17 protein-coding genes and 1 pseudogene are annotated in these 12,593 nt (G+C 73.9%); 13 read left to right on the top strand and 5 right to left on the bottom strand.

Annotated features, from left to right (window positions below; translation table 11 throughout):
• The first annotated feature begins 33 nt into the window (after window positions 1-33).
• A complete protein-coding gene (locus tag MKK82_RS13025) occupies window positions 34-1,116 on the top strand; it encodes a WcbI family polysaccharide biosynthesis putative acetyltransferase (RefSeq protein WP_238289481.1) in 1,083 nt (360 codons plus the stop codon).
• 170 nt (window positions 1,117-1,286) lie between these two features.
• Here MKK82_RS13025 and MKK82_RS13020 read toward each other — a convergent pair whose 3' ends face one another.
• Window positions 1,287-1,691, bottom strand: a complete 405-nt coding sequence (locus tag MKK82_RS13020) for a response regulator (protein WP_238289483.1) — start codon at window positions 1,689-1,691, stop codon at window positions 1,287-1,289.
• Window positions 1,692-2,035: 344 nt separating this feature from the next.
• Between MKK82_RS13020 and pal the strand changes: the two genes are divergently transcribed.
• The gene (gene pal, locus MKK82_RS13015) at window positions 2,036-2,530 is read left to right on the top strand and encodes a peptidoglycan-associated lipoprotein Pal (protein ID WP_238289485.1); all 495 of its coding nucleotides are present in this window, start codon (window positions 2,036-2,038) and stop codon (window positions 2,528-2,530) included.
• Between the two features lie 157 nt (window positions 2,531-2,687).
• On the opposite strand, the gene thiL is transcribed toward pal, so the two are convergent.
• The 4 genes and pseudogenes from thiL to MKK82_RS12995 all read right to left on the bottom strand — a co-directional run bounded on the left by thiL (window position 2,688) and on the right by MKK82_RS12995 (window position 5,779).
• Complete coding sequence (gene thiL, locus MKK82_RS13010) at window positions 2,688-3,683, bottom strand: thiamine-phosphate kinase (protein ID WP_238289487.1); 996 nt, start codon at window positions 3,681-3,683, stop codon at window positions 2,688-2,690.
• A gap of 156 nt (window positions 3,684-3,839) precedes the next feature.
• A pseudogene (gene nusB / locus MKK82_RS34190) lies at window positions 3,840-4,394 on the bottom strand (transcription antitermination factor NusB); the annotation flags it as partial.
• 11 nt (window positions 4,395-4,405) lie between these two features.
• Window positions 4,406-4,900 (bottom strand): 6,7-dimethyl-8-ribityllumazine synthase, encoded by a 495-nt coding sequence (ribH, locus tag MKK82_RS13000; protein WP_238289488.1) that lies wholly within the window; start codon window positions 4,898-4,900, stop codon window positions 4,406-4,408.
• Window positions 4,901-5,197: 297 nt separating this feature from the next.
• Window positions 5,198-5,779 carry a carboxymuconolactone decarboxylase family protein gene (locus MKK82_RS12995; protein WP_238289490.1) on the bottom strand — a complete coding sequence of 194 codons (582 nt, stop codon included), beginning with the start codon at window positions 5,777-5,779 and terminating at the stop codon, window positions 5,198-5,200.
• A gap of 176 nt (window positions 5,780-5,955) precedes the next feature.
• Between MKK82_RS12995 and MKK82_RS12990 the strand changes: the two genes are divergently transcribed.
• From MKK82_RS12990 to MKK82_RS12940, 11 genes are all read left to right on the top strand, one after another.
• Complete coding sequence (locus MKK82_RS12990; RefSeq protein ID WP_238289523.1) at window positions 5,956-6,678, top strand: SDR family NAD(P)-dependent oxidoreductase; 723 nt, start codon at window positions 5,956-5,958, stop codon at window positions 6,676-6,678.
• 23 nt (window positions 6,679-6,701) lie between these two features.
• Window positions 6,702-7,820, top strand: coding sequence for a hypothetical protein (locus tag MKK82_RS12985; protein ID WP_243985969.1), 1,119 nt, complete (start codon window positions 6,702-6,704; stop codon window positions 7,818-7,820).
• On the top strand, window positions 7,817-8,296 hold the full coding sequence (locus tag MKK82_RS12980; RefSeq protein ID WP_238289494.1) for an NUDIX hydrolase: 480 nt from the start codon (window positions 7,817-7,819) through the stop codon (window positions 8,294-8,296). Before MKK82_RS12985 ends, MKK82_RS12980 begins: the two co-directional genes overlap by 4 nt.
• Window positions 8,293-8,754, top strand: coding sequence for a TIGR02301 family protein (locus MKK82_RS12975; RefSeq protein ID WP_238289496.1), 462 nt, complete (start codon window positions 8,293-8,295; stop codon window positions 8,752-8,754). The genes MKK82_RS12980 and MKK82_RS12975 overlap by 4 nt, the downstream gene beginning before the upstream one ends.
• 159 nt (window positions 8,755-8,913) lie before the next feature.
• The gene (locus tag MKK82_RS12970) at window positions 8,914-9,168 is read left to right on the top strand and encodes a hypothetical protein (RefSeq protein ID WP_238289498.1); all 255 of its coding nucleotides are present in this window, start codon (window positions 8,914-8,916) and stop codon (window positions 9,166-9,168) included.
• 101 nt (window positions 9,169-9,269) lie between these two features.
• Window positions 9,270-10,118, top strand: a complete 849-nt coding sequence (locus MKK82_RS12965) for a YgfZ/GcvT domain-containing protein (RefSeq protein ID WP_243985968.1) — start codon at window positions 9,270-9,272, stop codon at window positions 10,116-10,118.
• Between the two features lie 73 nt (window positions 10,119-10,191).
• Window positions 10,192-10,806, top strand: coding sequence for a DNA-3-methyladenine glycosylase I (locus tag MKK82_RS12960; protein ID WP_238289502.1), 615 nt, complete (start codon window positions 10,192-10,194; stop codon window positions 10,804-10,806).
• Between the two features lie 14 nt (window positions 10,807-10,820).
• Window positions 10,821-11,414: a hydrolase gene (locus tag MKK82_RS12955; protein WP_373323346.1), complete on the top strand. Its 594-nt coding sequence runs from the start codon at window positions 10,821-10,823 to the stop codon at window positions 11,412-11,414.
• Between the two features lie 49 nt (window positions 11,415-11,463).
• On the top strand, window positions 11,464-11,976 hold the full coding sequence (locus MKK82_RS12950) for a tyrosine phosphatase family protein (RefSeq protein ID WP_243985967.1): 513 nt from the start codon (window positions 11,464-11,466) through the stop codon (window positions 11,974-11,976).
• Window positions 11,977-12,115: 139 nt separating this feature from the next.
• On the top strand, window positions 12,116-12,376 hold the full coding sequence (locus tag MKK82_RS12945) for an exodeoxyribonuclease VII small subunit (RefSeq protein ID WP_010681936.1): 261 nt from the start codon (window positions 12,116-12,118) through the stop codon (window positions 12,374-12,376).
• Window positions 12,377-12,419: 43 nt separating this feature from the next.
• The coding region (locus tag MKK82_RS12940; protein WP_243986032.1) for a 1-deoxy-D-xylulose-5-phosphate synthase N-terminal domain-containing protein at window positions 12,420-12,593 on the top strand (174 nt) is incomplete at its 3' end.

The following is a 12,593-nucleotide window of genomic DNA, read 5'->3' as shown; positions in this document are numbered from 1 at the left end:
CCTCTTCTTCACGACGGCGACAGGCCCTCGGGGGTGCTGAGCCGTCCGCTGACACCGGCACGCGACGTGGCCCTGAACGACCTGCCCCGGCGCGCCCGCAGCGCGTTCACCCTCTCGGCGCCCAGCTGGGCGCCCACCAGTTGGCCCCCCACCTGGGCGACACCATGGCGGAACCGCGCCCGTGCCGCCACGACCCGTGACGGGCCGAGCATCGCGGTGCTGGGCAATTGCCAGGCCCGGGGCATCGCCCGGGCGATGCGCCTGCTGGCGCCGCGGAGTCCGGTCCGCTACCTGCCCATGGGGTCGCTGAAGCGCGACCACGGCCATGTCGACGGCCTGATCCGGACCCTGCAGGCGCACGACCACGTCTTCTCGCAGGCCTTCCCGGCCGGGCTGATCCCGGGCGGCGATGTCGCCACCCTGCGCGCGGCCGACCCCCGCCTCAAGCTGTTCCCGTCGATCGTGTTCTCGGCCTTCCATCCCGACATGGTCTATGCCGGCCAGGCCTCGGACCTCGCCGCCCTGAAGCTGACCCCGTCGCCGATGGGCCAGTACCACTCGGCGATCGCCCTCACCGCCCACCGGCTCGGCCTCGACGTCGGCCGCACCGTCGGGCTGTTCCGCGAGGACGTGTTCGCGCGCCTGGGCTACCTCGAGCATTGGGACCCGGCGGTGCGGGAACTGGCGGCCGCCGCCACCGCCCTGGGCTTCGGCCTGGAGCGGGAGGTGACCCGCTGGGCGCGTCGTGGCGCCTTCATGCACCTGATGAACCATCCGAAGGTCCACGTCCTCGGCGACATCGCGCGGCGTCTCCTGCAGGAGAACGGGCTGACGCCGGAGCCCGTGGAGATCGAGGATTACCTCGGCGACGAGCTGGCCCAGGACGTGGTCTGGCCGATCTACCCGCCCGTCGCGGAGCATTTCGGGCTGACCGGGTCGTACCTGTTCAAGGCGAAGCCCCGCCGCGACGATTTCCCGACGCTCTACGACCTGGCGGGCTTCGTCGCGGCGAGCTTCACCATCTACGACACGGTGCCGCAAGGTGACCTCGCCTGCCCGCGGGTGGAGGCGTGGCTGGCGGCGCCGGACATCGTGGCGCTGTTCCGGGGCGGGTGAGGCCGCCTCGACGCGCGGACGGCCCCGGCGGGAGGGTGCGCGGTCTTCGCGAACGGCACGCGGCAACCCAGCGGCGGCGTGCCGCCAAGCGTCAAGCGGTCTTCGGCGCTTCAACTCCGCGCGCGATGGCGGTCCGACCCGGATCGGCCGACGACGCGGAACGCCGGATCTCAGCCGAGGGCGTGGAGCGGCGTGCCGCGATGCGCATCGCCGGGGCCATCGACCATCATCCGCACCAGCCGGTCGACCTCCTGAACTTGGAACGGCTTGCGCAGGAACAGGCTGCCCGGCACGCCGCTCCGCCGGTTGGCCTCGGTCGAGGTGTAGACCACCGGCCGGTCCGGGTGGATCCCCCGGAAGGCGTGCGCCACCGTCCAGCCGTCGATCAGTCCGGGCAGATGAATGTCGGTGAACAGCCAGTCGATCGCGCTGCCCCGCGCGCGCAGGAGCGTCAGCGCCGCCTCGCCCGTGGAGGCCTCGATCACCCGGATCCCGTGCGTCTCGCACAGGCTCGCGATGATCTCGAGGAGCAGGTAGCTGTCCTCGACGATGAGGACGCTCTGGGCGGGGCGCATGGCAGGGGTCCGGGTGTTCCGCCCGCGATCCAGACGTCGTCAGGGTTGAGGAACCCTTAAAAACCCGGCCCGGCCGGTCACCGCTTGGCGTGTGGCCGCGCCGCAACCCATGCCGGCGAAATCGCCGTCGGGGCCACCCCCCCCGGGCCCCCGCCCCGCAGCCGCCGCATTCCGGGTGCGACAGCGCACGACACCGGACGCCGCGGGCCGCCACCACGGCCTCGCCCGACGCGTCTGAACCGTCGCTTAACCATCCGCGCCTACAGACGGTGCTCAGGACTACGCGGACACGCCTCGAAGACCCGCAGCCGGCCTTCGGCACCGCTCGAGGAGTTTTTCAGATCATGCCCCAGCCTTTCCGCGCCGCCGCCCTCGGACTCGCCCTCGTCGCCGCCCTCGGCCTCGGCGCCTGCAGCAACGACAAGGACCTCGCGGACGCCTCGGCGTTCGGGGCCGGCGCCGCGACCCCCGGCAGCGCGCAGGACTTCGTCGTCAATATCGGCGACCGGGTCTTCTTCGAATCGGACTCCACCGACCTGACGCCCACCGCGACGGCGACGCTGGACAAGCAGGCCGCGTGGCTGCAGCGCTACCCGCGCTACACCTTCATCATCGAGGGCCACGCCGACGAGCGCGGCACCCGCGAGTACAACTTCTCGCTCGGCGCCCGCCGGGCCCAGTCGGTGAACGACTACCTCGCCACCCGCGGCATCACGGCGGGCCGGATGCGGACCGTGTCGTACGGCAAGGAGCGGCCGGTGGCGGTGTGCAACGACATCTCCTGCTGGTCGCAGAACCGCCGGGCGGTGATCGTCCTCGACCGCGGCGCCGGGGCGTAAGCCGGAGCGATCGCCGCCCGAGCGGCCCTGAGCCCGCTGAAGGAGACGGTCCGGCGGCGGGACGGGCCGCGCCCAGGCGGCCTCCGCGCCCCCGGGTGGGACCCGGGTCGGCACGCGCGACCGAGGGGTCCGACCGGCTGAGGGCTCGAACGGGCCCTCAGAAGTGGCTGAACGCCCCGGCCCCGAACACGCGCGCGGCCCCATCAGCCATCGCGAACCGGGGCGGGTCGTCGCCCGCCGTGACGGCACCGATGGCGGCGAGCGCGATCCCGGCTTCCGCCAGTTCGGCCCGGAAGGCGTCGAGCCTTTCGGGCGTCACCGTGCAGAGGATCTCGTAATCGTCGCCTCCGGTCAGGACGGCGTCGATCAGGCCGGGCTCGGCCGCGCGGGCGCGCCGGGTCGCCTCCGAGAGCGGGACGGCGGCCACATCGATCGAGGCGCTCCGCCCCGCGCCCAGCATCTTGGCGAGGTCGCCTGCGAGCCCGTCCGAGACGTCCATGGCCGCGGTGGCGTGGCGGCGCACCGCCTCCGCCGCGGCGAGGCGCGGGCGCGGATGGAGGTAGCGGTCGGCCAGCATCGCCCGCAGCGCCGGATCGAGGCCGGCCGCCCAGGCGGCCTCTGGCTCCAGGCGCAGCCGCAGGCCCAGGGCCGCGTCGCCGATCGTCCCGGTCACGCAGATCCGGTCGCCGATCCGGGCGGTGTTGCGCCGGACGATCGCACCGGACGGGACTTCGCCCATCATGCTCACCCCGATCAGCGCCGCGCCGCCGGACCGCACGGTATCGCCACCGAGCAGGGGGCATCCGGCCTCCGCGGCCGCCTCACCCAATCCGGCCGAGAACCCGGCGAGCCAGTCCTCGGTCCAGTCGTCGGGCAGCGCCAGGGTCAGCAGGAAGCCGCGGGGGACCGCGCCCTTGGCGGCGATGTCAGAGAGGTTCACCCCCAGGGCCTTGCGGGCGATCGAGGCCGGCGGGTCGTCGGGGAAGTAGTGGATCCCCGCCACCACGGCGTCGGCGGTGAGCACGAGGTCGTGGCCGGGGGCCGGCGTCAGGATGGCGGCGTCGTCCCGGAGTCCGTCCGCGCCCGGCCCCGCCAGGGGGGCGAAATAGCGGGCGATCAACCCCTCCTCGGAGGCGCGGACCGGGCCGGCCACGGATCAGGCCTCGTCGGTGGGGGTCGGCGTCGGGAGCGGCTTGGACGAGCCCGGCTTGGACGAGCCCGCCGTGGACGGACCCGGCTTGGCTGAGCCCGTCTCGCCGGGACCCTGATCGGCGCCCGCGCCGGCGCTCTTGCCCGTGCTCTTATGGGCGCCCTTGCCCTTGGCCATCCCGACCTCGCCCGGCCGGACCTCCCGGGCGAGCCGGTCGAGCACCGCGTTGACGAGCCCCGGCTCGTCGGCGGTGTAGAAGCTGCGGGCCACGTCGACGTATTCGGAGATGGCCGCCGCCGCCGGCACGTCGGGCCGGAACATCAACTCGTAGGCCCCGGCGCGCAGGATCGCGCGGAGCACGATCTCGATGCGCCGGAGCGGCCAGCCCTGGGCGAGCGCCTGATCGAGCTTCGGGTCGATGGCCCGCTGTTCCTCTACGGTGCCGCGCAGGAGGTCGCGGAAGAAGGCGGTCTCGGCCTCGGGATGCATGATCCCGTCGACCTCCTGGCCGATCCAGAACGCCTCGAACTCGGCGAGCGCGTCGAGGACGCCCTTGCCGGAGATGTCCATCTCGTAGAGCGCCTGCACCACGGCGAGGCGGGCACCGGTGCGGAGGCTGATCCCCTTGGCGGTCGTCTTGCCGGTCGTCTTGTCAGTCGTCGTGCCGGCGGACTGGCCGGCCGCCTCCGGCTTCGTGTCGGTCGTCCCGGTCATGTCGGTTCTCGTCATCGCGGCCGTGCGGCCTCGGCCGCGCGCTTGAGAGCGAGCACCCCGAGCGCCGCCTCGGCTGCACCGCCACCCTTGTTCATCTCGGCGACCCTGGCGCGGGCGAGCGCCTGCGCCTCGGTCTCCACGGTCAGGATGCCGTTGCCGAGCGGCACGCGGCGCTGGACCGAGAGGTCCATCAGCGCGCGGGCGCTCTCGCCGGCCACGATGTCGTAATGGCCGGTCTCGCCGCGGATCACGCAGCCCAGCGCGACCACGGCGTCGTAGGATCCCGCGTCGAGCAGGATCGCCACCGCGGCGGGGATCTCCAGGGCGCCCGGCACGGTCACCACGGTGGCCTGCGCGGCGGCCGCCGCGATCGCGGCCAGCGCGCCGGAGAGGAGTTCGTCGGCGATCGCGTCGTAGTAGCGCGCCTCGACGACGAGGATCCGGGCGCCGGCCAGCGCGGGATCGGTGGGCTTGGGTGCCGAATCGGCGCGGGTATGGGCGACCATGGCTCTCGTCCGGCCGGGTTTTCGGGGATCGGCGTGCGGCGCGTCGGGCGCCCGCCGGGGGAGGACGGTTAGACCGAAGCGGCCGGCGCCACAAGCGGCGGGGGACTGTGGTTCAGGGCGGGCCCGCTTCGCAGCGGGCCCCGTTCCGGGTTCTGGGACCCCTTCCTCTCACGCCCGATCCACGCTCGCTGCCCCCGGAGGGAGTTGAGGGTCGGTCTGCACCGGCCCTTCCCGGGCGGGCGGAGCGAAGCGGAGGCGGGTCCAGAACGGGAACCCGCCGGGACGCGGCTCCGAACCCTACCCGACCAGCGGCGGCAGCGGCGCGGACGCGTCGCTCGGCACCGCCGTCCGGGCGACGTTCATGGTCATGGCCAGCAGCGCGTAGTAGCCGTTGATGCCGGTGAGATCGATCGCCCCCTGCTCGCCGAAGCGCGCCACCACGGCCGTGTAGGTCGGCTCGCTCACCGCGCGGTTGTGCAGCAGCTCCGTCGAGAAGGCGTAGGCCAGGGCCTCGTCGGGGCTCATCGTGTCGGGACGGCGCCCCTCGGCCAGGGCCTGCGCGGTCTCGGGTGCGACGCCGGCCTTCAGGGCGATCGGGTGATGGATCGCCCATTCCACCGGCTGGCTCCACTCCCGGGCGACGAGGAGGATGGCGAACTCGCTGATCCGCAGCGGCAGGGCGCTGCCGTAGCGCAGGTAGAGACCCATCCGGCTGGCGCAGAGCATTAGCTCGGGGCTGCGCAGGAGCGGCACGAACGGCCCGAAGACGGGCACGCCGCGCTCGGCCTCGAACGCCGCCGCGGCCGCGGCCTGCGCCGCCGTGAGGCTGTCGACCGGGATCTCCGGCATGCGCTCCGCGCTGGTTTGCCCGCTGGCCATGGTGTTCCTCTTCCCTGCATCGCCCCGGGGCGCGACGCGCTCTGGATTTCCTGTTGCGGTGCGCCTAGACCGTTGAGGCTCACCGGCACGACGTCCGCGCCCAGACCGCGCCGCGATCCCCACCGCCAGCGAGGCTTACGGCTTTGGCCCTCCCCGTCAACGAACGCCGGCGCATCATGCTGCTCACGGGTGCGAGCCGGGGCATCGGCCACGCCACCGTCAAGCGGTTCTCGGCCGCGGGCTGGCGCGTGATCACCTGCTCGCGCCACCCCTTCCCGGAGAACTGTCCGTGGGAGATGGGTCCCGAAGACCACCTCCAGGTCGATCTCGCGGACGCGCAGGATACGGTTCGCGCCGTCGAGGAGGTCCGCGGCCGCCTCGCCGCCGAGGGCGGCGTGCTGCACGCGCTGGTCAACAATGCCGGCATCTCGCCGAAGGGGCCGGAGGGGGAGCGCCTCGGAGCGCTCGCCACGGAGTTCGACGCCTGGCAGCGGGTGTTCCAGGTCAATCTCTTCGCCACGATCCTGCTGGCCCGCGGCCTGCGCGACGAGCTCGCCCGGGCCAGGGGCTCGGTGGTCAACGTGACGTCGATCGCGGGCTCGCGCGTCCACCCCTTCGCGGGGGCAGCCTACGGCACCTCGAAGGCGGCGCTTGCCGGCCTGACCCGCGAGATGGCCGCCGATTTCGGCCCGCTCGGCGTGCGGGTGAACGCGATCTCGCCCGGCGAGATCGACACCTCGATCCTGTCGCCCGGCACCGAGAAGCTGATCGAGCAGATCCCGCAGCGCCGGCTCGGCACCCCCGACGAGGTCGCCAAGGCGATTTACTTCCTGTGCACCGAGGCCTCGTCCTACGTGAACGGGGCCGAGCTGCACATCAACGGCGGCCAGCACGTTTGATCAGGCCGCGTGCCCCCTCGGGCGTGACCGCCGCGAATCGCGGGCGGGCACCGGGTCTCCGGGGCCGGACGCTGCTCGCAGGGCTGCTCGTGGGCGCCCTCCCGCTCGCCGCCCGGGCTGAGCCGGGCGTCCGGATCCTCGACCTGCCCTTCCAGGTCCGCGCCCTGCGCGGGCCCCGCAGCGAGGCCGCGGTCTCGGTGGCGACCTCCGGCCTGCTGCCGATCGCCGGCGGGACGGCGAGCCAGCAGGTCGGTGACGAGGAGAGCGCGCCAGTGGCCGTCGTCTGGGGTGAGGACGGCGGCGCCGTGCTGACGCTCTCGGGGGGCAGCGTCACCGTCCGGCCGATCGGGCGGGAGGCGGTGGAGGGGCTGACCGCCGCCGAGACACCGCGCGGCGCCCTGCCGGGCTCGCGCCGGGCGCTCTCCGGGCCGCTCAGCGCCTACCTCACCGGGCGGACCCGCGCGGCCGACGGCAGCGAGGCCGCCTCCGTGCTGACGATCCGGGAGCGCCAGCCGATGGCGGTCAGCACCGATCCGAAGCCGGTTCCGGTGGCCACCGTCACGGTGCCGGCGGGCGGCGAGGCCGTGTTCGCGCCCCTGCGGCCGCGCCTGCTGCGCCTCGGCGACCGCCCGATGCTGCTCGCCGCGACACGCTCCGGCGCGGATGCGGGCGGCCTCGTCCTGGTCGATCGGCCGGCCGGCGGTGCCTGGACGGTCACGGCGCGCACGGCCCCGCAGCCCGGACCGCCCGTGAAGATTGCCGGGATCGCCGACTTCGCCGGATCCGGCCAGACCCAGGCCGCGACGGTGAGCGCCGCCGGCCGGCTCCAGCTCTGGACGCTGCAGCCCGACCGGATCGAGCCGGCCGCCGCGGCGGACGGCTACGCGCCCGGCGCGGGCGATTCGGATCTCGCCGTCGCGACCCTGGCCGGCGGCCCCGAGCTGGTGCTGCCGGTGGCCGGCAAGCCGGAGATCGCCCTGGTCACCGCCAAGGGCACGCTGCGCGAGCGCCTGCGCGTGCCGCTCCCGGCGCCGCCGGAGACCGGCATCGTGGTCCTCGGCGAGGGCGGGGCGACGCGGCTCGTGGTCGGCCTCGCCGGCGGGCGGGTGGCGGTGGTCGCCCCCGAGGGAGGGACGCCGTGACCGCGCAGGAGCCATCGGCCGAGAGCCGCCTGTTCCCGACGCGCCCCTTCGTGGGGGCGTCGATCGCGGTGATCCGGGACGATCGGGTCCTGCTGGCCGCCCGCGCCAACGAGCCGATGCGCGGGGTCTGGACGCTGCCGGGCGGCCTCGTCGAGGCCGGCGAGGCCCTGGCCGAGGCGGCCCTGCGCGAATTGTCCGAGGAGGTCGGCCTCACCGCCGAGGTGGTCGGCGTGCTCGCCCCCACGGAGATCATCGTCCGGGACGAGGTCGGGCGCGCCCGGCATCACTACGTCGTCCACCCGCACGCGGCCCTGTGGCGGGGCGGGGAGCCGGTCGCCGGGCCCGAGGCCCTGGGGACCCGCTGGGCGACGCTGGCGGAGGTCGCCGCCCTGCCGACGACCCCGGGCCTGACCGACACCCTGCGGGCGGCCTTCGCCCGCGTGGCGGAAATGCGCGACCGGGGGGTGACGGCGTGAGGCACCCGGCATCGCTCCTGTGCGTGCTCACGCTTCTCGTCGGGCCGCTGGCGGGCCCGGCTCCCGCGCAGCAGCGCTCCGGCCGGACGGCCGCGCCCGCCGCCAAGGACGCCCCGAAGGAGACGTCCAAGGAGGCGAATGCCCCCGCGGACGCGCCGGCACCCTACGACCGCGACCTGATGCGCATGTCCGAGATCATCGGCGCGCTGGCGTTCCTGCGCGGCCTGTGCGGGACCGCGGACGCCGCCGACTGGCCCGCCCGCATGAAGGCGCTGATCGAGTCCGAGGGCGTGACCCCGGCCCGCCGCGACCGGCTGGCCGGAGCCTACAACCGCGGCTACCGCGGCTACGCGCTGACCTACCGGGTCTGCACGCCGGCCGCGCACGAGGCGGCCGCCCGGTACGTCGCCGAGGGCGACCGGCTGTCGCACGCCCTGGCCGGCCGGTTCGGGGGGTGATGCAGGGGCAGCACACCGCGCGAGGATGCCGGCGAACCATCGGATTTGAGTCCTCGCGTTAACCGATTCGAAATTCCCGGCTGGCCGAGCCGCCGGGACCTGCTTATCATCCGTGGTGTCCGCCGGGTCTTGTGCCCGGCGCAGCGGAAGTATCGGGCCATGCAGCATATCTCTCAGACCGCCCCCATCGAGGTCGATGTCGAGGAGAAGCGCGTCGCGCTGAGTTACGTCTCGGAAGCGTTCGCGGAAGGCTGCCTCGACGGGCTCGACGGCGATTGCATGGCCCAGGCCGCGCTGTTCGCGGCCTTCCAGGAACTCGTGACGACCTACGGCGAGGAAGCGACGGCCCGGTACGCGGAAGGTTTCCCGGAGCGCATCCGCGGGGGCGCCTTCACCACGACCCTCCAGCACTGAGAGGCGGGATCGCGGACGGTTGAGGCGGGGACGGGCAGCGACTACGTCCCGGTATCGGGGTTCGGCCTGCCGGACCCCCGTCGCGTGAGGAAGAGCCTGCCATGCCCGTCGCCCTGCTGCCGGACCGCGCCCTCGTCCGCGTCACCGGTCCGGACGCGACCGCGCTGCTCCAGGGCGTGCTGACCTGCAACGTCGAGACGCTCCAGGCCAGCGAGGCGCGGCTCGGCGCCCTCCTGACCCCGCAGGGCAAGGTCCTGTTCGACTTCTTGGTGTCGCGGCTCGCCGACGGCTTCCGGTTCGACGTTCGGGCCGAGAGCGCGGCGGGTCTCGCCAAGCGCCTGACGCTCTACAAGCTGCGCGCCCAGGTGACGATCGCCGCCGACCCGACCGTGGCGGTCGCGGCCGCCTGGGACGGCGCCGCGCCGGGCGCCGCCGAGGGGGTGGCCGATTCCCGTCATGGCGATCTCGGCGCGCGGCTCTACGCCGAAGAGGGGGCGTTCTCGGCCGATGCCGCGGAGGCGGATTACCATGCCCGCCGGATCGCGCTGGGCGTCCCCGAGGGCGGGCGCGACTACGCCTTCGGGGACGCCTTCCCGCACGAGGCGCTGATGGACCAGTTCGGCGGGGTCGACTTCAAGAAGGGCTGCTACGTCGGCCAGGAGGTGGTCTCGCGCATGCAGCACCGGGGCACCGCCCGCACCCGCATCCTGGCGGCGGCCTATCCGGAAGGCATCCCTGAACCCGGCACCGAGGTCACGGCGGGCGGGAAGGTGCTCGGCACCACCGGCAGCGCCGCGGGCGGACGCGGCCTCGCCCTGATCCGCCTCGACCGGCTGGGCGACGCGCTGGCGGCAGGCGAGACCCCGCTTGCGGGCGGGTATCCGGTGCGGCTGGAGCGCCCGGGCTACGCGAGTTTCGCGATGCCGGAGGCGGCGGGCGCGGCGGGCTGACGTCGTGTCGGGCCGATTCCGCGGCTTGGCTGCGCCGATGGCGTTCCGCTCCTGTTCTCGTTAAACCGGTGCGATGTCCGAGACCGGCCTGATCGCTCACCCCGACGGATGCCCCCGCTGCTGGTGGGCGGGACTCGACCCGCTCTACGTCGCCTACCACGACACCGAATGGGGCGTGCCCGAGCGCGACGGCCGGGCCCTCTACGAGAAGCTCATCCTCGACGGGTTCCAGGCCGGCCTGTCCTGGATCACCATCCTGCGCCGCCGCGAGGGGTTCCGCGACGCCTTCGCGGGCTTCGACCCGGAGCGGATCGCCCGCTTCACGGAGGCTGACGTCGCGCGGCTGATGGGGGACACCCGCATCATCCGCAACCACGCCAAGATCCAGGGCACCATCGCGGGCGCCCGAGCGTGGCTGCGGATCGAGGAGCGCGGCCCCGGCTTCGCGCCCTTCCTCTGGGACTTCGTCGACGGCCGGCCGATCCAGGGCACGGCCCGGAACCGGGCCGGGATCGCCACGGAGACGCCGGTCTCCCGGGCGATCGGCAAGGCGCTCAAGGCGGAGGGGTTCGCGTTCTGCGGCCCCACCATCGTGCACGCCTTCATGCAGGCGGTCGGCATGGTCAACGATCACCTCGTCGCGTGTCATCGGCACGGGCCCTGCGCCGCGCTGGGGCTGGCCCCGTGAGCGGGGCGAGCCCCATGAGCGAGCCGGGTCCCCGCGCGTGGCAGCGGATGCTCTCCGGCCGCCGCCTCGACCTCCTCGACCCAGCGCCCCACGACATCGAGATCGCCGACATCGCCCACGGGCTCGCCCGGGTCGCCCGCTGGAACGGCCAGACCCGGGGGCCGCACGTCTTCTCGGTGGCCCAGCACAGCCTGCTGGTCGAGGCGGTGGGCCGCCATCTGGCCCCCGGCTGCACCGGTCCGGAGGGCCTGGAGCTGCTGCTGCACGACGCGCCCGAATACGTGGTCGGCGACATCATCTCCCCGCTCAAGGCCGCGATCGGCGATGCCTACCGCGGGGTCGAACTGCGCCTGCTCGCCGCCATGCGCCGCCGCTTCGGATTGCCGGACCCGTCGCCGGCGCTCGCCGGGTTGGTGAAGCGCGCCGACCGGAGCGCCGCCCACCTGGAGGCCGTCCGCCTCGCGGGGTTCGCGCAGGACGAGGCCGCGCTCTACTTCGGCCGGGCCGCGGACCTGCCCGATCCGGTCCTGGCCCTGGCGGAGCCCTGGCCGACCGCCGAGGCCGAGGCGCGGTTCCTAGACCGCTTCCACCGTCTCCGCGGTCCCTGACGCGGCCGCCCTCGATCCGTCACGATCGCACGTCACTGGCACCCGCACGATGCCGACCCTTCACGTCTGCCCCCTCTCGCGCCTGCCCGAGACCGTCGCCGCCACCGGCGCGAGCCACGTGCTCACGCTGATCAATGTCGGGACGCCGCTGGAGCGGCCCGCCGTGATCGAGGCCGAGAACCACGCGATCATCGGGGTCAGCGACATCGCGACCGCCCGCGACGGGCATGTCCTGCCGGCGGAGGACCATGTGGCCCGCGTGCTCGACTTCGTCCGGGCTTGGCCCCGGGAGAAGCCCCTGGTCGTCCACTGCTACGCCGGGATCAGCCGCTCGACCGCCGCAGCCTTCATCGCGGCCTGCGCGCTGGCGCCGGAGCGCGACGAGGCGGCGATCGCCGACGCCCTGCGGGCGGCCTCCCCGTCCGCGACGCCCAACCCGCTGTTCGTCGCCATCGCCGACCGGATGCTCGGGCGCGAGGGCCGCATGGTCGCGGCCGTGGCGCGCATCGGCCGGGGTGCCGACGCCTTCGAGGGCACGCCGTTCTCCCTGACGCTCGCGTGAGGGTCGCGCCGGGCCCCAGGTGTGGCGCAAACGCCGCCGCACCGGTTCAAAACGGTCCCGGGCCGGCTGGTGCTCCCCGCGCCTGGGTTGTAGCCGCGGGGTCTACCGCCTTAGAACCTCCCCAAAGGAAGTATCAGGGATGACCACGAGCAGACCCGAGGTGGCCCCCGCCGCCGGCGACCTGCCCTTCGAGAAGGCGCTGGAGCAGCTCGAGGAGATCGTGCGGCGGCTGGAGCGGGGCGACGTGCCGCTCGACGAGTCGGTGGCGATCTACGAGCGCGGCGAGGTGCTGAAGAAGCATTGCGAGGCGCTCCTCAAGCGGGCCGAGGCGCGGATCCAGAGGATCACCCTCGGCTCAGACGGGCGGCCCGAGGGCGTGGCCCCGCTCGATATGTCCTGAGGCTCGGCGGTCCGACCGATCCCGTCCGATAGAGGTTGATGCCGTGGCGATTACCCCCGAGCAGAGCGCGCTCCTAGACCGTGTCCCGAATCCTGCGGCGTTGCGCGGTCTTCCGGAGTCGGAGCTTCCGGCCGTTGCGGAGGCGGTTCGGGCCGAGATGATCGACGCGGTGTCGATCACGGGCGGCCATCTCGGCTCGGGGCTGGGGGTGGTCGAG

The sequence above is a fragment of the Methylobacterium sp. E-046 genome (assembly GCF_022829625.1).
Classification (GTDB): Bacteria; Pseudomonadota; Alphaproteobacteria; order Rhizobiales; family Beijerinckiaceae; genus Methylobacterium; species Methylobacterium longum.
Note: the sequence above shows the minus strand (reverse complement) of the source record. Positions and strands in the feature narration are given on the sequence as shown.